Origin of the sequence: Mesorhizobium sp. M0060 (genome assembly GCF_040323155.1) — a bacterium.
Lineage (GTDB): Bacteria > Pseudomonadota > Alphaproteobacteria > Rhizobiales > Rhizobiaceae > Mesorhizobium.
The window spans coordinates 1-26,451 of record NZ_JAMYUP010000075.1 but is presented as its reverse complement, the minus strand read 5'-3'; the positions used below and the strand labels follow the sequence as shown (position 1 = coordinate 26,451).

Genomic DNA, 26,451 nt, shown 5'->3' with positions numbered 1-26,451 from the left:
CAACTATCGCAGCTACCGTTGGCGTCACGAAGTCTTCGACCTCGAGCAGGCCGACTAGCAAGGGAAGCCCGTAGAACGCGACGAACAATTGGAGCACGACGGGAACACTCCGGGCATAGGATACGTAGAGGTCGGCCAGTTGACTGATCACTGGTACCCTGCGCACCCGGAATGTCGTCGTGACTAAAGCCAGGCAGAAGCCGACGACAAGGGCCGTAAACGTGATCGCGAGCGTCAGTGGCAATGCCAAGAGCAGCTCGGGGATCATTATGGAAAGGTCCACCTTGGAAGACTCCTTCTTGCGGTTTCAGCCTTGGTCGTCGGCCATGCAGAGACCCGGTCTAGGGCGAGCTTTCGCTACTTGATGTAGGTCGTGACGTCCTCGCCGAACCACTTCTGCGAAATCTTGCCCAGCGTGCCGTCGTCCTTCAGCTCCTTGAGCACCCTGTTCACGTCGTCGAGCAGGGCCTTGTTCTCCTCCGACTTGTGAATCAGGAGGTAGGTGTTGTTGATGGCGACCGGCTCGCTCGCCTTGATGTCGAGCTTCTGGTTGTCGATCACGGTCTGCTCGCCAAGGTTCGACGGCAGAACCAGCGCGTCGTACTTGCCGTTCTGGACTTCCTTCAGGCGATCCGGGTAAGGGATGCCAGCGCTCGATGCGGTGATCTCGATCTTGTAGTCCGGGTTCTTCTCCTGCCATTGGGTGGCAAACTTGTAGATGCCGCCACCGGCCGTGACAGGCACGATTTTCTTGCCGACCAGATCCTTCATCTCGTTGATGTTGCTCTCCTTGCGGCTATAGATCTTTATCAGACTTGCACCCATTGGGTTGTCCGGAATGAGGAATTGCTTTTCGCGCGCTGGCGCCTTGTAGTAGCCGCCGGACGCCATGTCGTATTTCCCGGTTACGAGGCCGGTCTCCTGCGCGATGTCCGCAGCGCCTTCCATTTCGAACTTGTACTGGGGCAGCTTCGCGTTGATAGCCTTGAGGACGTCGGGCTCGTACCCTTGCGGCTCAACGCCGATAGCTCCCCACGACAGCGGTTTGGATTCTGCCGCAGTCGCGATCTTGATCGTCCGGACGGAGTCCTGACCATAGGATACGCCCGCGGTTGCAAGGGCGATTGCGACACCGGCTACGGCAAGGCCAAACCGACGGTACGATGATGATCTGATAGAAGACATTTCAGGCATCCTTTCTCTACTGGAGTGTGTGTTCGGAATTGAGGAATTGGGTGAGGCGCGGACTGGATGGCGCATCGAAGATCTCCGTCGGGCTACCCTCGGCAGCGACGACGCCCCGATCCATGAAGACGATCCGGTTGGAGATGTTCTTTGCAAATTGCATCTCGTGGGTCACAAGCAGCGAGGTGATCCCTGACGACGTAACGTCTTTGATCACCTTCAGGACTTCACCGACGAGTTCGGGATCAAGCGATGAAGTGGGTTCGTCGAAGAGCATCACATCCGGTCGAACCGCCAACGCACGCGCGATGCCGGTTCGCTGGAGCTGGCCACCTGAGAGCTGGGACGGGTAGCTGTCTCGCTTGTCGGAGAGGCCTACTCGTTCAAGCTCTTGCAGGGCGATTTCACGCGCCTCGTCCTTGGACTTGCGCTGCACCACAACAAGCGGATCCATCACGTTCTGAATGACCGTCATGTTCCTGAAGACGTTGAACTGCTGGAAGACCATGGCTGTCCGGAGCCGGATCGCCTGGACCACGTTCTTGTCAGCATGTTGGTAGTCCATACGGATCTGATCGAACGTGATGGTTCCAGACGCCGGCTTGACCAGGTGGTTGATGCACTTCAGCAGCGTGGTCTTGCCGGTACCACTAGGGCCGATGATCGACACCACGTCACCGCGTTTCACCGAGAGATTGACGCCGTTCAGGATCTGCGTGTTTCCGTAGGACAGCTTTAAATCTTTGAGATCAAGCATTTCTGGTTGGTGTCCTTTCGGGAGATGGTTCGGGAAGCGTCAGACCATCGCTCACCTCGTCCGTCGCGGTCTCGGCGTCCGTCCATTCGTCGCCGAGGAGCTCGGGCGTATCGAACGCTTGAAGATCGGCGAAATGGCGCTCGCGGTCGGCGACGAAGAGCGCCCTCACGATGCCGCGCGCGAGCCGGTCGGCGCCTTCGCTGATGGCGGGGATGTCGCCCGTGAGCTTGCCATGGCTAAGCGTGGCAGGAAAGTTGAAGCAGTGTATCCGTGCCAGCGCGGGGCAGGCGCCGGGCACAGCTTCCAAAAATTCGAACGCCTCTCCGAGGTCGGGCGAAGCTTCGAGCTCGCCGTTTCGCATGTCCGCCGGCACGGGGAAGCGGTCGCGCCAAAGGCGGATGTGGGACGCGACGGCGGCGAGTTCCGGCCGGCTTGTCAGGTCGACCTTGAAGCCGGTGCCGAAGATCAGGAAATCGACGGGATAGCGGCCCTTCGGCGTCGTCACCGCAAGGTGATCGCCGTCCTGCGCCAGCGCGGTGATCGGGCTCGCCAGGTGTATGTGGGCCTGCGGGAACGCGCTCACGCGCAGAACGCTGTGGCGGGGCGGCGGCGTCTGGGCGCGCATCGCGTAATCGAGAAAGCGCCATTTCCAATCGTCGGGCAGGCCGGCGAACCCGTGCACTACGCCCTGGCTGCCGATGCCGGTGAACTTGTTGACGCGTGGCAAGTCCGCCCGGCGCACGAAAAGATCAAGTTGAGCCGCCCCGGCCTCGAGAGCGGTGGCGGCGTTGTCCATCGCCGAGGCGCCGGCTCCCACGACTGCGACACGCTTGCCGCGCAGCGCGGCGAAATCGATTGCGTCGGCGGAATGGGCCCAGAACTTCGGATCGATGTCGTTGGCGATGGGCGGTACGAAGGGGCCGCCGAGGCCGTCGCGGCCGGTTGCGAGCACCACATGGCGCGCGATCGTCGTTTCGTTCAGGCCGTCCTGGCGGCAGACGACGTCGAGCAGGCCGTCCGCGCGCGGGACGATCGCGTCAACAGTCGTCGCGTTGCGCACCGGCAGGTCGAGCACGCGCCGGTACCAGACCAGGTAGTCCATCCATGTTTGGCGGGGCGCCTTATCGAGCGCGACCCAGGCGTCATGGCCATGCAGCGCCTCGTAGTAGGCGCGGAAGGTGAGCGCCGGCAGCCCCATCGCCGGTCCGGTCAGTTGCTTGGGGGAGCGCAAGGTGCGCATCCGCGCGAAGGTGACCCACGGGCCCTCACAACCAGGCGGCGCCTTGTCGATGACGACATGGTTGGCGACGCCGAGCCGCTTGAGTATGGCCGAGGCAACAAGCCCGGCCATACCTGCGCCGATGATGACGACGTCGACGATGCGATGCCCGTCGACAATGTGGGGCGGCACCCAGGCTTTGGCTGGCAGTTCCAGCCAGGCGAGATCCTGCCGCAGGCGCGCCTCGAGGGCGTCGAGGCCGTTCGGAAACGCGGCCAGGTCGCTCATGACGGCACTCCCTCGGGCAGCGAGGTCCGCCCGTAGACGGTGTCGGCCAATGCCTCGGAGCCGCTCGAGTCATGTAGGCGACAACCGGGCATAGCCAACGACACCGCGCGCGCCGCCTCGATCACGGCGGCGGCGGTCGGGCTCAGCGGTAGCGCGGCAGGCGAAATGGCGCCGAACACGAAGGGAATGGTGTGGTCGAGCATGCGCATCACGATACCTTCGAGCGGAACGCCGCAGGCGGTCGCGGGCTCGACGATGGCGACCCCGAGCCCGGACCGGACCAGTGTCAGCGCCGTCATCGAGGCGTTGACATCGATAATCCGTTGCGGCGTGACGCCCGCCCTCGCCAAGGCCTCATCGACGCGGTGCCGCAAGCGATAGGGGTTCGCCAGGGTGACGATGCAGCGGTCGACGAGATCGGCGAGGCGGACTACGTCCCGACCGGCGAGTGGATCGCTCGCGCCGACAACGACGACGCAGGGCGCATCGGCGACCCAGTGAACATCGAGGCCGGGATGTTCCAGCGGCAGGCTTGATATCCCGAAGTCCGCCGAGCGGGCGAGCACGGACTGCACGACGTTCTCGGCCGCCAGCGCCTGCACATGAAGATGGCGCGGAAGCAGGCCTGGCGCGACGGCCGCGAGCGCCTGCGGCAGAATGCCGGTCGCAAGCGACGGCGTGGCCGCTATCGTCAGCGTCGGCGGCTCGTCGAGACCGATAGCGTCCGCCCGCTCGCGGATGTGGGCCAGGCCGAGGAGATGACGCTCTACCTCGGCGTGAAAGAGTACGCCGCGCGACGTCGGACTGATGCGCGGCCCGCTCCGGTGCAACAGCGCATAGCCGATATCGGCTTCCAGATCCTGGATGAGCCTGGTGACCGCCGGTTGCGAGCGGCCGAGCAACCTCGCCGCCCCGGTCATGCTGCCGGCGGACATGACTGCTGCGAACGCTTCGAGTTGTCGGATATCGATCGAGTTTGAATGCATAGCCTACATCAAACACCATCATTCATATCTGTAAAGCATGGAAATTCTCAGCAACGATCGAAAATAGATAAAATTTCCGCATCAATTTGGTCATGCCATTACCAATTGACATAATTAAAGTGTCGTGCTTGCCTAAGTCGCACGCCCGCTGACGTCCCGAGGAGCTTGTCCTGACACTGATCGAAACACTTGCCTTTGTGAGGCCGGGCTCCGCGCTCGCCGAGGCCATGGTGAAACGCGCCGAGATCCTGCGCCTGAGCCAGGCGGCCCACGATGCCGTGCTCCTGCCGCGCGAACCCGGCGGTCTCTCACACGGCCTCAGGGCCGCGCTCGCCGCCCGCATGGCGCGCCTCAACCGCAGCTCAGCGCTGGCGCGCCATTACGACACCTTGGTCGCCCGCGCCGGCGAACCGACGACAGCGCCGCTCGCCGACCCCGACACGAACGCAACCGACGTCCGCACCGCGGAGATCGTCCGTCATGCCGACCGGCTCACGGTCGCGCCACGCGAGGCCACGCGCGCCCATGTGGACGCGTTGCGTGAGGCCGACGTCGCCGACCCCGACATCGTGCGGCTCGCGGAGCTCGCGGCCTTCGTCAACTACCAGGTGCGCGTCATAGCGGGTATAGCACTGCTCGGAGGAATGCGTTGAGCGAGGCCGTCCACACCTTCACGACCACAATACCGCGTTGGCAGCCCTACGTCGTTCCAGTCGATCTCGCGACTGCGAGCGAGGAGCAGCGAGCGGCGATGCAAGTGACGCCGTCCAACAAGGGCATCTCGGCCTATGTGCTCACGCTGGCGCACGACCCCGAGTCGCTCGCGGTCCGCTCGCCCTTGTTCAACCTGATCATGTACGGACGCGACGGGCTGGCGGCGAGCGAGCGCGAGCTGGGTGCCGTCGCCGCGTCCGTCGTCAACCGCTGCGTCTACTGCGCCGCCGTGCACGGCTCGCGATTCAACAGCCTGACGAAACGCACCGACGTCATCGAAGCCGTGTTCGCCGACGGCCTCGAGGCGATGCTCGACGACCACCTCCAGGCAATCTTCGACTTCTCGGCACGGCTGTCGACCACGCCGCCCGCGGTGACCGCTGCCGACGCGCAGGCGCTGGCAGACGTCGGGCTCGACGACCTGGAGTGCCTCGACCTTGTCCTATCCGCCGCCATCTTCGGCTGGGCGAACCGCCTGATGCATACGCTCGGCGAGCCGATGAAGGACTAAGGTGGTCTCGTCTCACTTGAGGGGAAACGCCCGCGCGGTTTCAGATTGGAAATCCGGCCTTTTCTATTGGTCACATAGCCTGTGCCATGGCGCACTCATTCAGTCTCACGTCAAGCATGGGTCGCCTTCGCGGCGATCAAGGCAAGCCGCGACACCGTACCGCTGAATGAGATACGGAGCCGAGCCCTTGTGCCCGGTTCCGTATTTGACGGGAGCCTCCGGAACGTCGCCTAATAGCCGACGACGTCGCTCCGGAGCCGCTTCACGCACAAAGCGCGAAGGACAAGAGCGGCATTGGCGTAAGTGATCGCTCTTTCGCCGCCGGAAATCAGTATATTGCCGACAACCTCCAGGACATCGCCCTCGACGCGCCAGGGAAGAATATCGGTGCAGGTCCGCATGCGGCCGAAGAGCGAACTGATCGGCACCATCTGGTCCTCAAACTCCACGTGCGGCTCGTCCGTTCCCGGACTCCAGGCCCGATAGGCCTCCAAAGCCTCGTCGAAAGCTCCATGCAGATGTATCGGGGCATGGCCCTCATGCAAAGCGGGTAGCAGGCGTGTGGTCATCGGTCTCCTCCTGGATCGCGGCAGCAGCCCATGCTGCCAGGTAACCCCCGCATTTCGATAAAATGATTGGTCTATGGCCGGATGTGACGGGCGCCTACCAATAGCCGCAAGAGCCGACGCCCCAATAGAAGGCTCCATCTCGTTCTAAGCGGCGAGAATCCGCTTCAGATTCGGGAGCGTCGTCCACCTGCGCCCAACCCAGCGCATAAGGTGAAGGTCCCGGGTGGGAAAAGAGCGCCGACGACGGACCTGATACGGTCCGAAAGCTTCCAGGAATGTCTGCGTCATCGTCATCTCCTGATCCTGCGAACATGGACGGCGAAAAGTCAGGCACTTGAATGGACAGTATGACCTGCTTCGGAGCAAATGTCTATAAAACTTGTAGACATTGTTTTGGCAAGGAGCAATCCACAAGTGATCAGACGAAATGCCATGCGCGCTTGCCTGTGCCAGCGATGGACGCCTCATCGCCAAGTTGCCTGGCGATCCGCGCCTCGAAAGGCTGCAGCTCAGGTCATTTGTTCCGACGGGCACATCAAATCCATGGCGGCTCCCTCGTAGACGCGACGGGTTGTCTCGGCGATTGCATGTATCTGAACGTCCGTTGGGCGCATTTCCAACATTCACACAGGCCGAGACTTGCACGCGTATCCTGCTATGCAGCAGAAAGCCCAGGCCTATTGCTTCTTCACAATATTAGTGACCCGTTCGTCAAAAACCTGGCCGTGCCGCCAGCATGCGATCAGATGGCCGGCTCCGACCTGCCTGACGGGCGGTTCTGCCATTCTGCAGTCAGGAAGTGCCAGTGGGCACCGGTCGGCGAAAGAACAGCCCCTGTTAGGGAGATCATCTGCCGCGATCTCGACATGGGCGGATATCTTCGGCCCGTCCTTGTCGGAGGACGCCGCCAGAATCAGCTTGGTGTAGGGATGATTGGGGCCGCGGAAAATCTCGTCGGATGAACCGGTCTCGACAAGCCGGCCGCGATAGAGCACGCCGATCCTGTCGGCCATGTAGCGCACGACCCTGAGGTCGTGGCTGATGAAAAGATAGGTCGTGTCCTTGTCGCGCTGCAGGTCGTTGAGCAAGTTGAGAACGGTCGCCTGGACGGAGACGTCGAGCGCCGAGGTGGGTTCATCGAGCACGACGACCTTCGGCACGCCCGCGAAGGCCCGTGCGATGGCCGCCCGTTGCCGCTGGCCGCCGGACAGCGATCGCGATTTCTGGTCGACCGTGGTGCTGGCTAGACGAACCGAGGCAAGCAAATCACTGACGCGCTGCTTCACCTCGCCGCGGCGCAGGCCGGCGAGCCGCCGCAGCGGCCGGCCGAGGATCCTGCCGATCCGCTGGCGCGGATTGAGCGTGCGATCCGGCGACTGGAAGACCATCTGCACGTCGCGCCGTTCGACAAGGTTTCTCTTCTCGACGCGCGGCGCGACCGTGCTGCCGAACAGCTCGACCGAGCCGGCGTCGGGTGTCTGCAAGCCGGTGATAATCCTTGCCAAGGTCGACTTGCCGGAGCCGGACTCGCCGATGAGCCCGAAGGTTTCTCCCTGGCCGATGTCGAGGTTGATGTCGTGCAGCACTGCCTGGCTGCCGAAGGAATGGCTGATGCCCTTGCAGGCGATCGCGATCTGGCGCTCTTTTCGCGCGCCGACCCCATCGTTCTGAACTGACGGCTGCGCTGGCAGACCGGGGCCGTCCGTCTCCGCCAGTCTTCCATCCCACTTGGTGTAGTTGAGTGCCGGGATCGAGGCTATGAGCGCCTTTGTGTAGGCATGGCTTGGGTTGTCGAAAACATCGCCGGCGACGCCGCTTTCAACCACCGTCCCTGCCTGCATCACCGCCACCCGGTCGCAGGATCGGCGGATCATGTTGATGTCGTGGCTGATCAACAGCACGCTGGTTTTGTGGTCTTTGCGCAGATCGTGCAGGATGGAGATGATCTCCGACTGGACGCTGGCATCGAGCGCCGTCGTCGGCTCGTCCAACACCAGCAGCGCCGGATCGAGCGCGATCGCGATCGCGATGTTGGCGCGCTGCTGCATGCCGCCGGACAGTTCGTGCGGATAGAGCTCCAGCACACGATCCGGATTGCTCACTCGCACGCGCCTGAGCAGTTCGGCGGCGCGCCCAGACGCCTCGTCGTGACGAACAGGCCGGTGCCGCATGATCGTCTCCGTGATCTGCCGGCCTATCGTCATACTTGGATTGAGTGCCGCACCCGGGTGCTGATAGACGGCCGCGATATGATCTCCCCTCAGCTGGCGAAGCTGCTCCGCGGAAAGATCGCGGATTTCCCGACCCTGGAATTCAAGCGCTGAGGCTGCGATCCGGGCGTTCTTTGGTAGGTAGCGCAGTAGGGCGAGCGCCACCGAGCTTTTTCCCGATCCCGATTCGCCCACCAGGCCGAGCGCCTCGCCTTCCCCTATGTGCAGCGATACTCCGCTGACGGCGGGATGCGATCCTTTTCGCCCCTCATAGGTGATGGAAAGCTGCTCTACGTTCAGAACTGATGAGGACATTGGGGAGCTTGAAACCACTTTCTTTGCGCGCAGCCATCAAGGGCAATCGCTTCCGCTTTCACAACATATAATCTCTATAAAATTACTCGAATTAAGCTGGAGCGCAATCTACCTTTCACGGATCGGGAGATTGTTGGATAGCGGCCTGACCGGAACCGCGATGGTCTCCTGAGCAGATTTTGCAGGAGGCCGGCATGGCTCGAGACCATATGATCCTCAGCGCTTTTTTCTTCAACCCGCAGGGCGATCATCGCATGTCTTGGCGCCACCCCCGGGCGCCGGGCCGGGAAGTGCTGGACTTCGATTTCTACCGCGATCTCGTGCAGGCGGCAGAGCGCGCCAGGATCGACACCATCTTCGTCGCCGATCACGTCGCCATCTGGGATTCGGTGCAGAGCGGCGTTGCGCACTATGCCAATGCCCGATTGGAACCGCTGACGCTGCTGGCGGCCCTTGCTGGGGTGACAAAGCACATCGGCCTGATCACTACCGCGTCGAGCTCCTACAGCGAGCCCTACAATGTGGCGCGCATGTTCGCCTCGCTCGACCATATCAGCAAGGGCAGGGCGTCCTGGAATGTGGTGACCTCGGCGATGGACGAGGAAGCCCGCAATTTCGGCCGCGATGGCAATATCGAGCATGCGTTCCGCTACGAGCGGGCCTGCGAATTCCTCGATATCGTCAAGGCGCTGTGGGACAGCTGGGAAGACGAGGCGCTGCTGCTCGACAAGGCGTCTGGCTATTTCGCCGATCCGCACAAGGTCCATGCGATCAATCACAAGGGGCCGCATTTCAAGGTGAGGGGACCGCTCAACGTCTCCCGACCGCCGCAGGGCCATCCGCTGATCGTCCAGGCCGGCTCCTCCGAGAACGGCAAGAATTTTGCCACCGCCCATGCCGACGCGCATTTCGCCATCTACAGCACCAGGGAAGACGGCATCAAATACCGGCAGGATATCAACGAGCGCCTCGCTCGTTTTGGTCGCCAGCCCGAGAGCTTCAAAATCCTGCCGGGGATCCTGCCGATCGTCGCCGCCTCCGAGGCGGAGGGCCGCGAGCGGCAGGAATACCTTCAAACCCTGCTTCCCGATCGGGTCGGCATCGATCTTCTTTCAAGCTGGAGCGGTATCGATCTCTCCGTCTATCCGCCGGACGGGCCGCTGCCGCCGCTGCCGGACGAGAGCACCTTCAATGGCGGGCGCACATCGCTCAACCGGGTCAAGCAGTGGGCGAAGCAGGATCTCAGCCTGCGCGACATCGCCCGCAAGCTTGCCAACAGCGGTTCGGTGCCGACCGTAGTCGGCACGCGCACGCAGATCGCCGACCAGCTGCAGGACTGGTTCGTTGCGGGTGCGGCCGACGGCTTCAACCTGATGTTCCCGCTGCTGCCCGAGGACTGGGTGAATTTCGCCGAGCAGGTGGTGCCGGAGCTGCAGCGCCGCGGTGTGTTCCCGACCGAATACACGCCGGGAACATTGCGTGACCGCTTCGGCCTGGCGCGGCCCGCTAATCGCTTCGCCGAGCAGCGCGACAATGCGCGCGCCGTATCCTGACGCCGGAGACCGATCATGACCGTCGCACCAAGCCTGCAGCCACGTGAAGCAACCGCTCCTCATCTCGTCAATGTCCTGCACAGCCTGAAGCGCGTGCGCGTCAAATTCGGCGGCCGCACCATTGCCGACAGCCGCAACGTGCTGGTGCTGCGCTCCAACCACTTTCTGCCGATCTATTTCTTCCCGGTGGCGTCCGTCGATGCGTCGGTGCTGAAGCCCTCGCTGCACCGCAAGCCGCACCCGGTCGGTGGCGAGACAACCTACTGGGATGTCGATAGCGGCGACAGGCGGAGCGCCAACGCGGCCTGGTCGTTCGTGTCGCCGCCGGGTGAAAACCTGTCGCCCCTGGCCGGTCGCCTTCAGCTGGATGCTCGTCGACCAGTGGTTCGAGGAGGAAGAAGAAGTCTTCGTCCATGCCCGCGATCCCTATGCGCGCATCGATGTGCTGCAAAGCTCGAGCCACGTGCAGGTCTGGTTCGACGGCGAGCCGATCGCCGACAGCCATCGCACGGTGCTGCTGTTCGAGACGCATCTGCCGACGCGCTTCTATCTGCCTGCGGAAGACATCCGGCTGGAGCGGCTGACGGCGTCCGTCACAACGACGCGATGTCCCTACAAGGGCATCGCCTCCTACTGGTCCGGCCTGCTGAGCGACGGTTCGGTGCGCCCGGACATCGCCTGGAGCTACCGCGACCCGATCGCGGAGATGCCCAAGATCAAGGGCCTGATCGCCTTCTATCCGCAGGCCGTCGACAGCATCCATCTCGACGGCGAACCCGTCGCCTAGAGCAATTCCAGGAAAAGTGTGAGCGGTTTTCCGTCCGGAATTGCGTAAACACAAAGACTTAGCATCATTTCCAACCATCATTTCAGACAGGGGTTTCAACATGACCAAACGCAACGACATCGACGCACTGCGCAATCTTTCGGGGGACATCTGGAATGTCGCCGTCGACGAATATCAGGGCGGTTTTCTCAAGCGCCGCGATCTCCTGAAATATGCAGCGCTGCTCGGCCTGACCGGCTTTGCCGCATCGCAAGGGCTCGGCGGCGCGCGCGCTGCAGCCTCCGCCGGCGGCACGGTCCGTGTCGGGCTCGGCCAGCCGACCAAGGCCATCGATCCCGTCACGGTCACCGATCCGGCCAGCATCGGGGTGCTCAGCCAAGTCGGCGAGTATTTGATCCTCGACGATCCGAAGGACGGGCTGCAGCCGAAGCTCGCTCTCTCCTGGGAGGCCAACGAGACAGCCAGCCGCTGGACCTTCAAATTGCGGCCAGGGGTGAAGTTCCACGATGGCCGCGCGGTCACCGCCAAGGACGTGGTGGCGAGCTTCGAGCGGCTGGTCGATCCGGCCAGCGGCTCGTCGGCGCTGTCGGCCTACAAGGGCATCCTGTCCAAGGGTGGCGCCAAGCTGGTCGACGATGAAACCGTCGCCTTCGATCTCGACGGTCCGAACAGCAACTTCCCGTTCTATGTCTCCTCCGACGTCTATAATGCCGTCATCCTGCCGGCCGACTATGCCGGTGATTTCGAGAAGACTTTCAACGGCACAGGCCCGTTCAAGCTCGAATCCTTCCGTCCCAAGCAAGGCGCCAGCTTCGTGCGCAACACCGATTACTGGGGCGACAAGGCATTGCCTGACCGGGTCGAGATCAAGTTCTTCGACGATGAGCAGGCCCAGGTGCTGGCGCTGCAGGCCGGCCAGCTCGACATCATCCCGAGCACGACGCGCCTTGAACTGGCGATCGAGGGCAATCCCAACTTCAAGCTCCTCAGCGTGCAGGCAAGCTCGCATGACGAGGTGCATCTGCGGAACGACCAGGCGCCGTTCACCGACAAGCGGGTCCGCCGCGCGCTGGCGCTGACCCTCGATCGCGAGGCGGTGGTGAAGGGCCTGCTGAAGGGCCGCGCCGTCGTCGGTAACGACACCCCGTTCGCGCCGATCTTCCCCTCGGCTGATCCGTCGGTGCCGCAGCGCAAGCAGGACATCGCCGAGGCCAAGCGGCTGCTTGGTGAAGCCGGCGTGCCCAATGGCTTCGAGGTGACGCTGACCACTGAACGGGCCTATGACATTCCCGACTACGCGGTGTTGATCCAGAACTTCGCCAAGAAGGCCGGCATCGACATCAAGCTTAATGTGTTGCCGCAGGACGCCTATTACGGATCGGCCAAATTCGGCAGCTCGCCCTGGCTCGATTCCAATCTCGGCATCACCGATTTCGGCCATCGCGGCACCCCCGACATCTTCCTCAACGCAACGCTTAAGAGTTCGGGAGCCTGGAACGCGGCGCATTTCAACAACCCGGCTTATGACGCGCTGCTGCTCGATTACAGCAAGGCGCGTGACCTTCAGGCGCAGCGCCTTGCCGCCGGCAAGATCCAGACCTTGCTGCTCGACGAGACGCCGCTGATCATCGGCTACTTCTCGCAATACAGCCGGATCGTCAGCTCGAAGGTTGAGGGCGTCCGCTTCACGGCGATCTCGCATCTGCTGCTCGACCGCGTTTCCTTTGTCCAGGCATGATGCTCGAAAACGGAGATAGAGCCCCATCCCGATTCCATCGGGATGGGACAGGTTTTGGGCGAGGCGGCAAAACTCGATGGTGAGCGGCCGCATCCTATCAACGCGCGTCGGCACACTGCTGCTCACGCTGTGGCTGGTCAGTATCCTGGTCTTTCTTGCCGGGCAGGTTCTGCCCGGCGATGTCGGCCGCGTTATGCTTGGGCCCTTTGCCGATGCGCAAGCGGTGGCGGAACTGAACAGGCGGCTGGGCGCCGACCAGCCGGTCCTTGTCCAATACTGGCGCTGGTTCAGCAAGGCTGTCACTGGTGACTTCGGCACCTCGCTGTCGATGCGCGCGCCGGTCGCGCCGTTCGTGCTGGAAAGCCTCAAACGTTCCGCGGCACTTGCCGGCATCATCCTGGTCTTCCTCGTTCCGCTGGGCGTCGGCGCCGGCGTCATCGCCGGCCTCAATGCGGGCCGCGTGATCGACCGGCTGATCGTGATGGCAGGCGTTTCCTTCGGCATCGTTCCGGATTTTGTTTCCGGCCTGATGCTGCTTATCGTCTTCGGCCTGTGGCTCAACTGGTTTCCGATCTCAGGGGTTGCGCCAGATGGCGCGGGCTTTTGGATAAATGGCTATTATTTGATCCTGCCGGCGCTGCCGCTGGTGCTGAACCTTGCCGGCTATATCGCCCGGATGACGCGGGCAGGTGTGATCGAGGCAATGGCCGCCGACTATACGCGCACCGCCGTCCTGAAAGGGCTCGATCGGCGCGAGATCATTTTTCGGCACGTGCTGCTCAATGCGCTGACGCCGACCATCGCCGTCCTTGCGACCCAGACCGGATACCTCCTTGGCGGGCTGGTGGTGATCGAAGCTTTGTTCGGCATCCAGGGCCTTGGCAATCTGGTTCTGAACGCGGCCAAGGCCCGCGATTTCCCGATGCTTGAAGCCGGCGTCCTGGTGATGGCGGCAATCTTCGTCCTGTCGGCGGCGACAGGCGACCTCGTGCTGGCCTTGCTCGATCCGCGGCAACGCCGCCGGACCTCGTCATGACGGATCTGGCGGAATTTCCCGTGCCACCGCGCGTGGCTATAGGCCTGTCGGCATTGCGCAGGATCCGCGGCGCCTTTTCCGGACTGGCCCCGTCGGTCGTGGTCGGATCGCTGCTGCTGCTTTTCTGGATCACTTGCGCGCTGCTCGGCAATCTCTTCGTTCCATACGACCCCTATGCAGAGGATTTTCTGGCGATGCTGACGCCGCCCGATGCCTTGCACTGGTTCGGGACCGATCAGCTCGGCCGCGACGTGCTGTCCCGCATCGTCGTCGGTTCGCGCGATATCCTGGTGGTTGCGCCGCTGGCCACGCTGGCCGGCGTTGCCGCCGGCAGCATCATCGGGCTGGTGCTCGGCTATTTCGACGGCCTGGTCGATGCCATCGGCGCGCGGCTGCTTGATACGCTGATGGCGTTTCCGTTCATCGTTCTCGTCACCATGACGCTTGTGGCGATCGGGCCATCGAACCTCACCGTCGTTCTGGTGATCGGCATCGCTTACGCGCCCCTGGTGGCCAGGACCGTTCGCGCCGCCGTGCGCGAGCAGAAGCAGCGTGACTATGTCAGCGCCGCCCGACTTGGCGGCGAAGGCTCGCTTGCCATCATGTTCCTGGAGATCCTGCCCAATATCAGGGAAACGATCCTCATCGAGCTCGTCACCCGGCTGGGATATGCGTTCTTCTCGATCGCGACATTGAGTTTTCTCGGTCTCGGCATCCAGCCGCCTTCCGCCGATTGGGGGCTAGCCGTCGCCGACGGCTACGGCTTCCTGACCGGTGGCAAATGGTGGGTCGTCGTCTTCAACTCCGGCGCGATCGTTTCACTGGTCATGGCAACGAACCTTATTGCCCAAGGCATAGGCGCGTTTGAAAATGTCGATGGATGAATGCGAAGCCGTATTGATGGCCTGAGCTTCGGTCTGCTCGCCATACGGACATTGCTACCGATCCATGAGCAGAACGGCATTTTTCTCCGCGAGGCTGAAAAATCGAAACCTAGTTCCTTATCTCTATAGATTTTGTCGAATATCGTCTGCCCCGGTTTGGAAATGACCCAATGCGCATGCGGGTCTGGGAGATTGACGAGTTGGCACGGCTATCGGTTCTCGGAATATCCGGCGGCGTAAGCACACCATCGCGCACTACCGCGGTGGTCAACGCGCTGGTCAAGGCAGTCGCCTTGCGCGTCCCGGCAGACACTGGCCTGATCGAAATCACCGAGGCGGCGCCTTCGATTTTCGCCGGGCTGTCTCGTCGCGCGCTCGGCGCGTCTGGCGAAGCGATCATCCAACGTGTCGAGAAGGCCGACCTTCTCGTGGTCGGAACGCCTGTCTATCGGGCTTCCTACTCCGGCGCCCTCAAGCACCTGTTTGACCTCGTCGACTATCGTGCGCTGGCTGGCAAGACCGTGCTTCTCGTGGCAACAGGCGGAAGTCCATACCATGGCCTGGTTCTCGAACATCAGCTCCGGCCATTGTTCGGTTTTTTCGGGGCCGTCACCGTCCCGACCGGCGTCTACGGCGCGCCCGACGATTTCGTCGATGCCAAGATCGTCGGCGCGGCGATTATCGATCGCATCTCACGGGCCGCTACCGAAGCGGTCTCCTTGCCTAATTCCAGTCATGCAAACGCTGCCGTCGCCACGCGCATCGGTTGAAGCCAATCAAAAGGGGAAACGAACGAAATGACCTCGAATTCCGACAACGTGAAATTCGCCTACTGGGTCCCGAACGTCTCGGGCGGCCTTGTCATCTCCAACATCGAGCAGCGGACAGGCTGGGACATCGACTATAACCGCAAGCTCGCCCAGATCGCCGAGGCCAACGGCTTCGACTACGCGCTGAGCCAGATACGCTTCACGGCCGGCTATGGCGCCGACAACCAGCACGAATCCGTATCGTTCAGCCACGCCTTGCTTGCGGCGACCAGAACGCTGAAAGTCATCGCGGCGATCCTGCCCGGCCCATGGAATCCAGCGCTGGCGGCCAAGCAGATAGCCACCATCAACCACCTGACCAATGGCCGTGTCGCGGTCAATGTCGTGAGCGGCTGGTTCCGCGGTGAGTTCGCCGCCATCGGCGAGCTGTGGCTCGACCATGACGAGCGCTATCGCCGCTCGGAGGAATTCATCCGTGCGCTGCGCGGCATCTGGACCGAGGATAATTTCACGCTAAAGGGCGACTTCTATCGCTTCACCAACTACTCGATGAAGCCGAAGCCGATCGATCCGCAGCCGGAGATCTTCCAAGGCGGCTCATCGCGCGCGGCGCGCGACATGGCTGCGCGGGTTTCCGACTGGTATTTCACCAACGGCAACACGCCGGAAGAGATCAAGAAGCAGGTTGACGACATCAAGACCAAAGCGAAGGCCAATGGCCACAAGGTGAAGATCGGCGTAAACGCCTTTGCCATCGCTCGCGAAACCGAGGCAGAAGCGCGCACCGTGCTCGACGAGATCATCGCCAAGGCCAATCCGGAGGCGGTGCAGGGTTTCGCCGATCAGGTCAAGAATGCCGGCAAGGCCTCGCCGGAAGGCGAAGGCAACTGGGCGAAATCCTCCTTCGAGGATCTTGTCCAATACAATGACGGCTTCCGCAGCAATCTCATCGGCACACCGGAACAGATTGCCGAACGCATCCTCAAGCTGAAGGATGCCGGCGCGGATCTGATCCTGCTCGGCTTCCTGCATTTCCAGGAAGAGGTCGAGTTCTTCGGCAAGCGGGTCATCCCTCTGGTGCGCGAACTGGAAGCGGCGCGCGACAGGAAGCTTGTCGCCGCGGAATAGGACAGGCGCGGCCATCAGGCCGCTGCCGGCACGCCTTCAAAATCAGGAACGTTTCATGATTGGTGCTTCGCTGGGAGCCGCCGCATACGAGCGCGCGCCCGAAATTTCCGGCATTCTTGCTGGTGCTGGTCCCGTCGAGGACACGCGCCCGGCGCGCCTGTCGGCAAAGGCTGATGCGATCCTGGCGCTGGGCGGGATCAGCATTTCCTTTGGTGGCGTCACGGCACTGCGGGATGTCGACCTCGAGGTCAAAAGCCGCGAGATTCGCGCTGTGATCGGTCCCAATGGCGCCGGCAAATCCTCGCTGATCAATATCATCAGCGGCCTCTATCACGCCGATCAGGGCAAGATCGCGATCGATGGCCAGTCCTTTTCCCGGGTGTCGGCAAGCCGTCTGGCACGGCTCGGCGTCGCGCGCACCTTCCAGAACTTGGCACTGTTCGGTGGGCTTTCAGTGCGCGACAACATCGCGTCGGGCCGCGTCCACACCCGGCGCGCCAGCTTCGTCGAACATATTGCCGGTCTGCCGCGCGCCCGGCGCGAAGATGCCGCGATCGCTGAAAAGGTCGACCAGACAATCGCCTTCCTGCATCTCGAGGCCGTCGCCGATCGCCTGGTCGCGACGCTGCCCTACGGCCTGCAGAAGCGGGTCGAACTGGCGCGCGCGCTCGTCGCCGAGCCGAAGATCCTGCTGCTCGACGAGCCGATGGCCGGCATGACGGCGACCGAGAAGGCCGAGATGGCCGGTTTCGTGCGCGCAGCGCGCGACCGGCACGACGTCACCATCATCCTGATCGAACACGATATCGGCGTGGTCATGGGGCTCTCCGACCGCGTCGCCGTGCTCGACTACGGCCGCAAGATCGCTGACGGGACACCGGCCGAGGTCAGGGCCAATCCGGCGGTGATCCGGGCCTATATCGGCACCGCCGAAGGCGAAGATGGCGAGGGCATCTGATGAGCTACTATGATTTCCTCTTCGTCATCGAGGTGCTGGTCGGTGGCTTGCTCTCAGGCGTCATGTATTCGCTCGTCGCCATCGGTTTCGTGCTGATCTACAAGACGTCGGGCGTGCTGAACTTCGCGCAAGGGTCGATGGTGCTGTTCGCCGCACTCACCTTTGTCAGCCTTGTCGAACGCGGCATCCCGTTTGCGCTTTCGCTGCTCATTACCCTCGCGGCCATGGTTGCGCTGGGCTTCACCATCGAGCGAACTGTGCTGAGGCCGCTGGTCAATCGCTCGCCGATGACGCTGTTCATGGCCACGCTTGGCCTGTCTTACATCATCGAAGGCGCTGCCCAGTTGGTGTGGGGCACGCAGGTGCACGGGCTCGATCTCGGCATCGACGACACGCCGTTCGAGGTCGGCGGCATCCTGATCTCGTCGTTCGATCTTCTTGCTGCAGGCATTGCCGCGGCGATGGTCGCCGGCTTGAGCGCATTCTTCTATTGGACCCGCATCGGCCTAGCGTTTCGCGCCGTCGCAGACGACCAGTTCGCGGCGCTCGCCGTCGGGCTGCGGCTGCCCCGGATCTGGGGAACGGTGTGGACGGCCGCGGGGTTCGTGGCGCTGGTCGCGGGGCTTTTGTGGGGCGCGCGCCTCGGCGTCCAGTTCTCGCTGTCGCTGATCGTGCTGAAGGCGCTGCCGGTGCTGGTGCTTGGCGGCTTCGATTCTATCCTCGGCGCCATCGTCGGCGGCCTCATCATCGGCGCCAGCGAGAAGCTCGCCGAGGTCTACCTCGGACCCTTTGTCGGTGGCGGCATCGAAGGCTGGTTCGCCTATGCGCTGGCGCTGGTCGTCCTGCTGGTGCGCCCCTCCGGCCTGTTTGGCCAGAAGACTGTCGAAAGGGTCTGACCGATGGCCGTCCAAGCGCTCGATGCCGCAAGGCGTCCAATCGACTGGCAGAAGTTAGCTCTGCCGGCCGCCCTGATTGCCGTCGCTTACGGCCTGATCCCCGCCTATGCGTCGAGCTATCTCATCGAGGCGATCCTGTTGCCGTTCCTGGCGCTCAGCCTGGCGGCGGTCGGCCTCAACCTTTTGACCGGCTATTGCGGCCAGCTTTCGCTGGGCTCCTCCGCCTTCATGGCGGTCGGCGCTTTCGCCGCCTACAATTTCAACCTTCGGGTCGAAGGACTGCCGCTGGCTGCAACCATGATCCTGGCCGGGATTTCGGCCGCCGGCATCGGCGTCGTGTTCGGATTGCCGAGCCTGCGCCTGCGCGGCTTCTATCTCGCCGTCTCGACGCTCGCCGCCCAGTTCTTCGTGCAGTGGGCGCTGACCAAGTTCGGCTGGTTCTCCAACGACAACCCATCCGGAGTGATCTCGGCGCCGCACCTTGCCGTCGCCGGGCTGTCGCTCGACGGCGCGACAGGCCGATACCTGCTCTCGGTCACCACGGTCATCGTGCTCACGGCGCTGGTCTGGCGCCTGGTCAACAGCGCGACCGGCCGCAATTTCATCGCCGTGCGCGACAACGAAACCGCCGCGCGGGTGATCGGCGTCCCTGTGCTGAAGACCAAGCTGCTGGCGTTCGCCATCTCGTCCTTCATCATCGGCGTCGCCGGCGTGCTGTGGGCCTTCACCTATCTGCGCACTGTCGAGCCGGCCGGCTTCAATCTAGACCGCTCGTTCCAGATCCTGTTCATCATCATCATCGGTGGGCTGGCCTCGATACGCGGCGCGTTGCTGGGGGCGGCGTTCATCGTCGTCCTCCCGCTCTTTCTGTCCCGGCTCGGCGCCTTCGTGTTCGGTGGCCTGTTCGATTCGGGTGTGCTCGACATGAGCCAGCGCATCGTCCTCGGCGCGCTCATCATCATCTTCCTCATCGCGGAACCGAACGGGCTGGCGGCCCTCTTCGACCGCCTGAAACGACGGATCGGCTCAAGGTCCAGCTGAGCGCCGCTCGACATCCTCTCACGGACCACAAACCTCAGGAGACGCAACCCATGACCCTCTTCAGTCACCTACGAAAAGCGGCGATCGCCACGGCCTTCGTCCTCGGCGCGACGGCGGTTCACGCCGACGAACAGTATTTTCCTCTGCAGAGCTACCGCGTCGGCCCCTATGCCGCCGGCGGCACCGGCTTCTTCGGTGGCTTCATCGACTATCTCAACCTGATCAACATCCGCGACGGCGGCGTCAACGGCGTCAAGCTGACCTGGAGCGAAGGCGAGACGCAGTATGAGGTCGAGAAGGGCGTCGAGGTCTATGAGCGGTTGAAGAGCAATCCCGGCATCGCTGCCTGGAACCCGCTTTCGGTCGGCATCGCCTATGCCATGATCGACCGTATCACCGACGACAAGGTGCCACTGATCACCATCAACCACGGCCGCACCGACACGACGGACGGGCGCGTGTTCCCTTACGTCTTCCCGCTGCTGCTCAATCCCTACAGCGAGACCTCAGGCATCGTGAACTACATCGCCTCCAAGGAAGGCGGCCTGGACAAGCTCAAGGGCAAGAAGATCGTGGTGCTCTATCACGGCTCGCCCTACGGCAAGGAGACGATCCCGATCTATGAATTGCTTTCGCAGAAATACGGCTTCGAGCTGTCGCAGATCGAGGTTCCGCATCCCGGCAACGAACAGCAGGCGCAGTGGCTGACGATCCGTCGCGAGCATCCCGACTATGTGGTGCTGCGCGGCTGGGGCGTGATGAACCCGGTCGCCCTGAAGACGGCGCAGAAGACCGGCTTCCCGGCCGATCACATCGTCGGCAATGTCTGGTCCAACTCCGAGGAGGACGTGATCCCCGCCGGCGACGCCGCCAAGGGCTATACGGCCATCACCACCCAGGCGTCTGGCGAGCAGTATCCGGTTGTCCAGGAGATCGTCAAAACGGTCTACGGCGCCGGAAAGGGCAATCTCGAGGACAAGAGCCGCATCGGCTCGGTCTACCACAATCTCGGCATCGTCAACGGCATCCTCAATGTCGAGGCGGTTCGCATCGCGCAGGCCAAATTCGGCAACCGCACGCTCACTGGCGACGAAGTCCGCTGGGGCTTCGAGCATCTCAAGCTTGACCCGGCCCGTGTCGAGGCGCTGGGCGCCAAGGACCTGTTCCACTCGATCAACGTCTCCTGGGACAATCACGAAGGTGACGGCTATGTGACCTTCCAGCAGTGGGACGGCAAGAAGTGGAACGTCGTCTCCGACTGGATCGCGCCCGACTGGAAGCTGCTGCGCCCGATCATCGAGAAGTCGTCCGAGGACTATGCCAAGGAAAAGGGCATCAAGATCCGCACGGCCGAGGATGCCGAAGCGGTGGTCAGCAACTGAGTTCGGCATGGCGCGGCCGACAATCTGGCCGGCCGCGCCATCCATCCTCCCAGCGGAGTCAACAATGTCCAGCCCGGAAAGCCCGATCCTGTCGGTCAGTCGCGTCGAAGCCGTCTATAACGGCGCCATTGCCGCCCTGCACGGCGTCGACCTGACTGTCGGCAAGGGCGAGATCGTCGCCTTGCTCGGCTCCAACGGCGCCGGCAAGACGACGCTTTTGCGGGCCGTATCCAATCTCCTCCCGGCCGAGCGCGGCGCCATCACCTCCGGCCGGATCACCTTCGACGGCGAGGATGTCTCCAGGGCAAGCCCCTCGCACCTCGTCCGCAAGGGCCTAGTCCAGGTTCTCGAGGGCCGGCACTGCTTCCGCTCGCTGACCGTCGAGGAGAACCTTCTGACCGGCGCGCTCGGGCGCTCGTCCTCCCGCACCGGCGTCAAGGCCGACCTCGACCGTGTCTATGCGCTTTTCCCCAGGCTCTCCGAGAAGCGGCGAACCCGTTCCGGCCTCACCTCCGGCGGCGAGCAGCAGATGACGGCAATCGGCCGGGGTCTGATGTCGCGGCCGAAACTCTTCGTGTTGGACGAGCCTTCGATGGGGCTGGCGCCGCTGATTGTCGAGGAGATCTTCAACGCCTTGAAGCGGCTCAACCGCGACGAGGGCCTGTCGATCCTCGTCGCCGAACAGAATTCGGCGGTTGCGCTGAAATATGCCGACCGCGCCACTGTGCTGGAAAACGGCATCAGCGTGCTGGAGGAACCGGCGGCCGAACTGCGGCAGCGCGCCGACATCAAGACCTACTATCTCGGCGGCTCGCCGCTTCCATCCGACCATATCCCCAAGGAGACCGCAGCATGACCATCCAATCCAAGCAGCCGTCCGATATCCGCCAGGCTGTGCCGCCGGTCGAGCGTCCGTCGGCCAAAGCGCATGTGATCAAGACCGATGCCGAGGCGATCGCTTTAGCGGAAAAACTGGCTGCCGACTTCGCCCGGGAAGCCTCAAAGCGGGACCGCGAGCGCATCTGGCCGAAGGAGGAACTCGACGCCTTCTCGCAGAGCGGGCTGTGGTCGATCAATGTGCCGAAGGCCTATGGCGGACCGGAGCTCTCCTATGTGACGCTGTCAAAGGTGATCAGCATCATCTCGGCGGCCGATCCGTCGCTCGGCCAGATTCCGCAGAACCATCTCGGCGTCGTCGCCGCCATCCGCACCGTCTCGGACGAGGCGCAGAAGCAGCTGCTCTTCGCCGAGGTTCTGTCCGGCACCCGCTTCGGCAATGCGTTCTCCGAGTTCGGCTCCAAGCGCGCCGCCGACTTCGAGACCAAGTTCGTCGATGCTGGTGACCATGTCGTCGTCAACGGCCAGAAATTCTATTCCAGCGGCGCGCTGCTCGCCCATCTGGTGCCGATCGTGGCGCTCGATGACGAGGGCCGGGCCTGGTATGCCATCGCCGATCGCGGCGCGCCCGGACTGACGGTCATCGACGACTGGTCGAGCTTCGGCCAGAAGACGACACTGTCCGGCACCGTTCTGCTCGACAATGTGAAGGTTCCGAAGACGCATCTCGTCCCGGGCTACAATGGCTATGACCGGCCGACGGCCGACGGCGCCATCTTCCAGATAATCCAGGCCGCGGTCGATCTCGGCATCGCCAAGGCGGCGATCGACGAAACCGTCAACTTCGTGCGCACCAAGTCGCGCGCGTGGATCGACAGCGGCGTCGATCATGCCTGGCAGGATCCCTATACGATCCAGGCCGTCGGTGACCTCCGCCTGCGGGCCAATGCGGCGGAGGCGGTTCTGGATAAGGCCGGGCTTGCAGTCGATCGCGCCGTGGCCCGCCCCAACGAGAAGAGTGTCGCGGAAGCACAGATCGCGGTGGCGGAATCCAAGATCCTCACCACCGAGATCGCCATCAATGCCACCAACAAGCTATTCGAACTCGCAGGAACCCGCTCGACGCTTGCCGAGTACAACCTCGACCGTCACTGGCGCAACGCCCGCACCCACACGCTGCACGATCCGGTGCGCTGGAAATACGCGATCCTCGGCAACTATTACCTGAACGACGTCAATCCGCCGTTCCACGCCTGGAGCTGAGCGAGAACGCCGTAAAGTCACAAAGGACTATTCATGAGCACTGCCATCCCCGACAGGATCAAGGTCCTGTGGTTTCTTCCGACGCATGGCGACAGCCGCTATCTCGGCACCTCCGAGGGGGGCAGGGCGGTCCACCTGCCCTATCTGACCCAGGTCGCCAAGGCCGCCGACGCCATCGGCTACTACGGCGCGCTGCTGCCGACCGGCCGAAGTTGCGAGGACAGCTGGGTCGTGGCGTCGGCGCTGGCGCCGTTGACGCAGCGGCTCCGCTTCCTCGTTGCAGTGCGGCCGGGCCTGCAATCGCCGACGCTCGCCGCGCGGATGACCTCGACGCTCGATCGCATTTCCGGGGGGCGCCTGCTCATCAATGTCGTCACCGGTGGCGACCCAGTCGAGAACAAGGGCGACGGCATCTTCCTCAGCCATGACGAGCGCTATGAGGTGACGCGGGAATTCCTCAACATCTACAAGGCGGTGCTCAGCGGCGAGACCGTTGCCTTCGAAGGCAAGCACTTCCGCATCGAGGACGGAAGGCTGCTGTTCCCGCCTGTGCAGACGCCGCATCCGCCGCTCTATTTCGGTGGTTCGTCGGAGGCGGCGAATGCGGTCGCCGCCGAGCAGATCGACAAATATCTGACCTGGGGCGAACCACCCGCACATGTCGCCGCCAAGCTCGATCATGTGCGCGGCCTTGCCGAGAAAGCCGGACGCCAGGTGAGCTTCGGCATCCGGCTGCATGTCATCGTCCGTGAAACCAATGACGAAGCCTGGGCCGATGCCGATCGGCTGATCAGCCGTCTGGACGACAAGACGATCGCCGAGGCGCAGAAGGTGTTCGCGCGCATGGACTCGGTTGGCCAGTCGCGTATGAGCCGGTTGCATGGCGGCCGCCGTGACAAGCTGGAAATCAGCCCGAACCTGTGGGCTGGCGTCGGCCTGGTGCGCGGCGGTGCGGGCACCGCACTGGTCGGCGATGCGGTTACGGTGGCGGAACGGATCGATGAATACCGGCGCATAGGCATCGATACATTCATCCTGTCCGGTTACCCGCATCTGGAGGAAGCCTATCGCTTCGGCGAACTTGTGCTGCCGCAGTTGCCACTCGATCACGAGATCTCAACGCGGCCGACGGCCGTCAACATGGGCCCCTTCGGCGAAACCGTGGCCGGCGACCATCGCCCGTCGGCGCTGCGCGCGAGCCAGTCTTGAGCGCCAGCGGACCGATCATAGCGATTGTCGGCGGCGGCTTTTCAGGTGCGGCGACTGCGTTTCATCTGGCGCGACTGCTCCCGGCCGGTGCATCCGATATCGTGGTCGTCGAGCCCCGCGAGGGGCTCGGCTATGGTCTGGCCTATTCCACGGCCGATCCGGCGCATCGTATCAATGTGCCGGCGTCGAGAATGACGCTGATCTCCGGCCAGGACAGCCACTTTGCCGACTGGCTGGAGCAGACCAGAGCCATTGTAGACGATGCCGAGGCTATTGCCGCCTACGGAGCACTCTACCCGCAGCGTCACGTTTTCGGGCGCTATGTGGAATCTCATCTCCGGCCCTTCCTTCTCAGCAAAACGATCCGCCATGTCAGGTCCGCCGTCGCATCGGTCGAGCGCACCGGCGAGGGCTACTGTCTGATCCTCGCTGATGGCGGGACGCTCGCTGCCGACGCCGTGGTGATTGCGACGACGCATCCGCCGCCGGCCTTGCCGATGCTCCTGAAGTCCGTGGCTGGCACAGCCGGGCTGCTGGCCAATCCCTATGATCTCGAGAGGCTGGAAGCGATCGGCCGCGACGACCGTGTCCTGGTCGTTGGCACCGGACTGACGTCGGCGGACGTGATTGCAATGCTCGACCGCAGGGGGCATCGCGGCCACATCGTCGCGCTGTCACGCCACGGCTATCGCTCGCGCAGCCAAGCCGCGATGCTGGCCGATCCAATTGGTGATTTCACGACCCTTCCTTCACGCAGCGCAACGGCACTGTTCAGGCGCATCCGGGCAACGATCCTTGATGCCAAGCGTCGGGGCGAAGACTGGCATCCGGTGCTCGATGCCGTTCGACGTCAGGGACAAGCCATCTGGCAGGCTTTGCCGCTAGCCGAGCAGCGACGTGTGGCGCGCAATCTTCGTGCGCTCTGGGACGTGCATCGCTTCCGCCTCGCGCCGCAGGTTGCGGACGTGCTCGATCGACGCGTTGCCGAGGGCAAGCTCGCCTATCGCGCGGCATCGATTGCCGACGCCGAGGTGGTCGACGGGCGCATTCGCATTGCGCAGCGGCTGCGTGGCGAACGCAGCTTCGTTGTCGAGGCTTTCGATAGGGTGATCGTGACGACAGGTCCGGCACATGCCGATCTCTTCAGGACCAACACGGCGATTGCCGAGCTCGGACAGTTGGGCTTGGTCCGGCTTGACCCGATTGGTCTCGGCTTGGAGACCGATCCGCAAGGCCGTGCAGTCGGTGCATCCGGGCGCCCGACCGACAATATCTTCGTCAGCGGACCGCTGGCGCGCGGCAGCGTCGGCGAATTGATGGGAATTCCCGAAGTCACCGCGCATGCCGAGCGCATCGCCGCCGAAATCTACCAATGGCTTGGATATCAAACGGCGTTGCGCCGCAAGGCGTCGTGAATCTGCAAACGATGAGGCTATCGAGATGACACTGACGGAACGCATCCCCCTGGTTGAATCCCGGATTCCCTTGAAATTTGCGATGCGACATCTGGCCGGAGCCGTTTCCGTCATCACCGCGGGTGTGGGCGATGAACGGACTGGCGCAACCGTTACCACCGCCCATTCCTTGTCAGTCGAACCTGAGGTGATGGTCGTCAGCATCAATCTGGGCTCGTCGACCTGGGCAGCCATTAACCGGCACCGGCACTTCTGCGTGAACGTGCTGCGTGCCGACCAGAGTGCAATCGCCGACCGCTTCGCCGGTCGAGGTGGTTTGAAGGGCTCCGCACGTTATGACGGAGCTCGCTGGTCTGCTCTTGCGACCGGCGCACTGGCACTTGAAGGCGCGCTTGCCGCGGTCGATTGCACGGTTGAGGATACTATCATTCGCCACAGCCATGCATTGATCCTCGGCAGTGTCCGCCATGTGATGAGCGGAGAGCCCGGTCCTGCGCTGATCTATCATCACGGCGCCTACGGATCGCCGTAGTGCTGCGATAGCGCGCGCCCCAAACAAAGCACTCGTAGTCTTACGCGCTTAGAGTTGTTTTGCTTCCGACTGCGCGAGGGCTCGGGCGGAGCATCATTCGGAATCATCACCACAGGGTTCGCCACCGAATACGAGAACATACGAAGGAAACGGTTTGGCGAACCACCCACTCTCATGATTGCTGACAATGGCCTTTGACATAAGCTGCAGCCCGCCGATCCGATCGGCGGTCGAGGCACTTGTACGGCGGATATGAGGTGCAAGAGGC

The 26,451-nt window shown here is 63.0% G+C and carries 25 protein-coding genes and 1 pseudogene; 19 read left to right on the top strand and 7 right to left on the bottom strand.

The features are described from left to right. The 5 genes from NKJ94_RS33355 to NKJ94_RS33335 form a co-directional block, all read right to left on the bottom strand. On the bottom strand, positions 1-283 hold a 283-nt coding region (locus NKJ94_RS33355; protein ID WP_352531546.1), incomplete at its 3' end, for an ABC transporter permease subunit. 74 nt (positions 284-357) lie between these two features. After that, positions 358-1,185: a transporter substrate-binding domain-containing protein gene (locus NKJ94_RS33350; protein ID WP_352531544.1), complete on the bottom strand. Its 828-nt coding sequence runs from the start codon at positions 1,183-1,185 to the stop codon at positions 358-360. A gap of 16 nt (positions 1,186-1,201) precedes the next feature. Next, entirely contained in the window at positions 1,202-1,942 is a 741-nt protein-coding gene (locus NKJ94_RS33345) for an amino acid ABC transporter ATP-binding protein (protein WP_352531542.1), read from the bottom strand. Then, positions 1,935-3,449 (bottom strand): NAD(P)-binding domain-containing protein, encoded by a 1,515-nt coding sequence (locus NKJ94_RS33340; RefSeq protein WP_352531540.1) that lies wholly within the window; start codon positions 3,447-3,449, stop codon positions 1,935-1,937. The genes NKJ94_RS33345 and NKJ94_RS33340 overlap by 8 nt, the downstream gene beginning before the upstream one ends. Beyond that, positions 3,446-4,435 carry a LysR family transcriptional regulator gene (locus NKJ94_RS33335; protein WP_352531538.1) on the bottom strand — a complete coding sequence of 330 codons (990 nt, stop codon included), beginning with the start codon at positions 4,433-4,435 and terminating at the stop codon, positions 3,446-3,448. Before NKJ94_RS33335 ends, NKJ94_RS33340 begins: the two co-directional genes overlap by 4 nt. A gap of 170 nt (positions 4,436-4,605) precedes the next feature. On the opposite strand from NKJ94_RS33335, the gene NKJ94_RS33330 reads away from it, so the two are divergent. Further along, the gene (locus NKJ94_RS33330) at positions 4,606-5,088 is read left to right on the top strand and encodes a CMD domain-containing protein (protein ID WP_352531548.1); all 483 of its coding nucleotides are present in this window, start codon (positions 4,606-4,608) and stop codon (positions 5,086-5,088) included. Continuing rightward, positions 5,085-5,660 carry a peroxidase-related enzyme gene (locus tag NKJ94_RS33325; RefSeq protein ID WP_352531536.1) on the top strand — a complete coding sequence of 192 codons (576 nt, stop codon included), beginning with the start codon at positions 5,085-5,087 and terminating at the stop codon, positions 5,658-5,660. Before NKJ94_RS33330 ends, NKJ94_RS33325 begins: the two co-directional genes overlap by 4 nt. Before the next feature lie 230 nt (positions 5,661-5,890). On the opposite strand, the gene NKJ94_RS33320 is transcribed toward NKJ94_RS33325, so the two are convergent. Both NKJ94_RS33320 and NKJ94_RS33315 read right to left on the bottom strand, forming a co-directional pair. Further along, positions 5,891-6,229 (bottom strand): BRA0787 family protein, encoded by a 339-nt coding sequence (locus NKJ94_RS33320; RefSeq protein ID WP_352531535.1) that lies wholly within the window; start codon positions 6,227-6,229, stop codon positions 5,891-5,893. A gap of 677 nt (positions 6,230-6,906) precedes the next feature. Further along, the gene (locus NKJ94_RS33315) at positions 6,907-8,754 is read right to left on the bottom strand and encodes a dipeptide ABC transporter ATP-binding protein (protein ID WP_352531533.1); all 1,848 of its coding nucleotides are present in this window, start codon (positions 8,752-8,754) and stop codon (positions 6,907-6,909) included. 194 nt (positions 8,755-8,948) lie between these two features. Here NKJ94_RS33315 and NKJ94_RS33310 point away from each other — a divergent pair, with 194 nt between their 5' ends. The 17 genes and pseudogenes from NKJ94_RS33310 to NKJ94_RS33230 all read left to right on the top strand — a co-directional run bounded on the left by NKJ94_RS33310 (position 8,949) and on the right by NKJ94_RS33230 (position 26,183). After that, the gene (locus tag NKJ94_RS33310) at positions 8,949-10,307 is read left to right on the top strand and encodes an LLM class flavin-dependent oxidoreductase (protein ID WP_352531531.1); all 1,359 of its coding nucleotides are present in this window, start codon (positions 8,949-8,951) and stop codon (positions 10,305-10,307) included. A gap of 15 nt (positions 10,308-10,322) precedes the next feature. Beyond that, positions 10,323-10,613, top strand: a pseudogene (locus tag NKJ94_RS33305) (DUF427 domain-containing protein); the annotation flags it as partial. Positions 10,614-10,635: 22 nt separating this feature from the next. Beyond that, complete coding sequence (locus NKJ94_RS33300; protein ID WP_352531529.1) at positions 10,636-11,094, top strand: DUF427 domain-containing protein; 459 nt, start codon at positions 10,636-10,638, stop codon at positions 11,092-11,094. Between the two features lie 100 nt (positions 11,095-11,194). Continuing rightward, on the top strand, positions 11,195-12,832 hold the full coding sequence (locus NKJ94_RS33295; protein ID WP_352531527.1) for an ABC transporter substrate-binding protein: 1,638 nt from the start codon (positions 11,195-11,197) through the stop codon (positions 12,830-12,832). Between the two features lie 76 nt (positions 12,833-12,908). Continuing rightward, positions 12,909-13,868 carry an ABC transporter permease gene (locus tag NKJ94_RS33290; RefSeq protein WP_352531525.1) on the top strand — a complete coding sequence of 320 codons (960 nt, stop codon included), beginning with the start codon at positions 12,909-12,911 and terminating at the stop codon, positions 13,866-13,868. Continuing rightward, positions 13,865-14,752 (top strand): ABC transporter permease, encoded by an 888-nt coding sequence (locus NKJ94_RS33285; protein ID WP_352531523.1) that lies wholly within the window; start codon positions 13,865-13,867, stop codon positions 14,750-14,752. The genes NKJ94_RS33290 and NKJ94_RS33285 overlap by 4 nt, the downstream gene beginning before the upstream one ends. A gap of 170 nt (positions 14,753-14,922) precedes the next feature. Further along, positions 14,923-15,522: an NAD(P)H-dependent oxidoreductase gene (locus tag NKJ94_RS33280; protein WP_352531521.1), complete on the top strand. Its 600-nt coding sequence runs from the start codon at positions 14,923-14,925 to the stop codon at positions 15,520-15,522. 27 nt (positions 15,523-15,549) lie between these two features. Continuing rightward, positions 15,550-16,650, top strand: coding sequence for a dimethylsulfone monooxygenase SfnG (gene sfnG, locus NKJ94_RS33275; RefSeq protein ID WP_352531519.1), 1,101 nt, complete (start codon positions 15,550-15,552; stop codon positions 16,648-16,650). Positions 16,651-16,705: 55 nt separating this feature from the next. Then, positions 16,706-17,608 carry an ABC transporter ATP-binding protein gene (locus NKJ94_RS33270; RefSeq protein WP_352531517.1) on the top strand — a complete coding sequence of 301 codons (903 nt, stop codon included), beginning with the start codon at positions 16,706-16,708 and terminating at the stop codon, positions 17,606-17,608. Next, positions 17,608-18,504, top strand: coding sequence for a branched-chain amino acid ABC transporter permease (locus NKJ94_RS33265; RefSeq protein ID WP_352531515.1), 897 nt, complete (start codon positions 17,608-17,610; stop codon positions 18,502-18,504). The genes NKJ94_RS33270 and NKJ94_RS33265 overlap by 1 nt, the downstream gene beginning before the upstream one ends. Positions 18,505-18,507: 3 nt before the next feature. After that, a complete protein-coding gene (locus tag NKJ94_RS33260; RefSeq protein WP_352531513.1) occupies positions 18,508-19,545 on the top strand; it encodes a branched-chain amino acid ABC transporter permease in 1,038 nt (345 codons plus the stop codon). A 50-nt stretch (positions 19,546-19,595) separates the two neighbouring features. Next, positions 19,596-20,927 carry an ABC transporter substrate-binding protein gene (locus NKJ94_RS33255; protein WP_352531511.1) on the top strand — a complete coding sequence of 444 codons (1,332 nt, stop codon included), beginning with the start codon at positions 19,596-19,598 and terminating at the stop codon, positions 20,925-20,927. A gap of 64 nt (positions 20,928-20,991) precedes the next feature. After that, a complete protein-coding gene (locus NKJ94_RS33250; RefSeq protein ID WP_352531509.1) occupies positions 20,992-21,783 on the top strand; it encodes an ABC transporter ATP-binding protein in 792 nt (263 codons plus the stop codon). Continuing rightward, the gene (locus NKJ94_RS33245) at positions 21,780-23,027 is read left to right on the top strand and encodes an SfnB family sulfur acquisition oxidoreductase (protein WP_352531507.1); all 1,248 of its coding nucleotides are present in this window, start codon (positions 21,780-21,782) and stop codon (positions 23,025-23,027) included. Before NKJ94_RS33250 ends, NKJ94_RS33245 begins: the two co-directional genes overlap by 4 nt. 33 nt (positions 23,028-23,060) lie before the next feature. Further along, positions 23,061-24,236: an FMNH2-dependent alkanesulfonate monooxygenase gene (gene ssuD, locus NKJ94_RS33240; RefSeq protein WP_352531505.1), complete on the top strand. Its 1,176-nt coding sequence runs from the start codon at positions 23,061-23,063 to the stop codon at positions 24,234-24,236. After that, complete coding sequence (locus tag NKJ94_RS33235) at positions 24,233-25,651, top strand: FAD/NAD(P)-binding protein (RefSeq protein WP_352531503.1); 1,419 nt, start codon at positions 24,233-24,235, stop codon at positions 25,649-25,651. Before ssuD ends, NKJ94_RS33235 begins: the two co-directional genes overlap by 4 nt. A gap of 25 nt (positions 25,652-25,676) precedes the next feature. Then, entirely contained in the window at positions 25,677-26,183 is a 507-nt protein-coding gene (locus NKJ94_RS33230) for a flavin reductase family protein (protein WP_352531501.1), read from the top strand. Positions 26,184-26,451 lie beyond the last annotated feature (268 nt).

Coding starts and splice junctions, on each gene's coding strand:
- NKJ94_RS33350 (WP_352531544.1), bottom strand. CDS start 1,185: ATGTCTTCTATCAGATCATCATCGTACCGTCGGTTTGGCCTTGCCGTA.
- NKJ94_RS33285 (WP_352531523.1), top strand. CDS start 13,865: ATGACGGATCTGGCGGAATTTCCCGTGCCACCGCGCGTGGCTATAGGC.
- NKJ94_RS33270 (WP_352531517.1), top strand. CDS start 16,706: ATGATTGGTGCTTCGCTGGGAGCCGCCGCATACGAGCGCGCGCCCGAA.
- NKJ94_RS33345 (WP_352531542.1), bottom strand. CDS start 1,942: ATGCTTGATCTCAAAGATTTAAAGCTGTCCTACGGAAACACGCAGATC.
- NKJ94_RS33245 (WP_352531507.1), top strand. CDS start 21,780: ATGACCATCCAATCCAAGCAGCCGTCCGATATCCGCCAGGCTGTGCCG.
- NKJ94_RS33250 (WP_352531509.1), top strand. CDS start 20,992: ATGTCCAGCCCGGAAAGCCCGATCCTGTCGGTCAGTCGCGTCGAAGCC.
- sfnG (WP_352531519.1), top strand. CDS start 15,550: ATGACCTCGAATTCCGACAACGTGAAATTCGCCTACTGGGTCCCGAAC.
- NKJ94_RS33320 (WP_352531535.1), bottom strand. CDS start 6,229: ATGACCACACGCCTGCTACCCGCTTTGCATGAGGGCCATGCCCCGATA.
- NKJ94_RS33230 (WP_352531501.1), top strand. CDS start 25,677: ATGACACTGACGGAACGCATCCCCCTGGTTGAATCCCGGATTCCCTTG.
- NKJ94_RS33335 (WP_352531538.1), bottom strand. CDS start 4,435: ATGCATTCAAACTCGATCGATATCCGACAACTCGAAGCGTTCGCAGCA.
- NKJ94_RS33265 (WP_352531515.1), top strand. CDS start 17,608: ATGAGCTACTATGATTTCCTCTTCGTCATCGAGGTGCTGGTCGGTGGC.
- NKJ94_RS33260 (WP_352531513.1), top strand. CDS start 18,508: ATGGCCGTCCAAGCGCTCGATGCCGCAAGGCGTCCAATCGACTGGCAG.
- NKJ94_RS33310 (WP_352531531.1), top strand. CDS start 8,949: ATGGCTCGAGACCATATGATCCTCAGCGCTTTTTTCTTCAACCCGCAG.
- NKJ94_RS33340 (WP_352531540.1), bottom strand. CDS start 3,449: ATGAGCGACCTGGCCGCGTTTCCGAACGGCCTCGACGCCCTCGAGGCG.
- NKJ94_RS33315 (WP_352531533.1), bottom strand. CDS start 8,754: ATGTCCTCATCAGTTCTGAACGTAGAGCAGCTTTCCATCACCTATGAG.
- ssuD (WP_352531505.1), top strand. CDS start 23,061: ATGAGCACTGCCATCCCCGACAGGATCAAGGTCCTGTGGTTTCTTCCG.
- NKJ94_RS33290 (WP_352531525.1), top strand. CDS start 12,909: ATGGTGAGCGGCCGCATCCTATCAACGCGCGTCGGCACACTGCTGCTC.
- NKJ94_RS33295 (WP_352531527.1), top strand. CDS start 11,195: ATGACCAAACGCAACGACATCGACGCACTGCGCAATCTTTCGGGGGAC.
- NKJ94_RS33255 (WP_352531511.1), top strand. CDS start 19,596: ATGACCCTCTTCAGTCACCTACGAAAAGCGGCGATCGCCACGGCCTTC.
- NKJ94_RS33280 (WP_352531521.1), top strand. CDS start 14,923: ATGCGCATGCGGGTCTGGGAGATTGACGAGTTGGCACGGCTATCGGTT.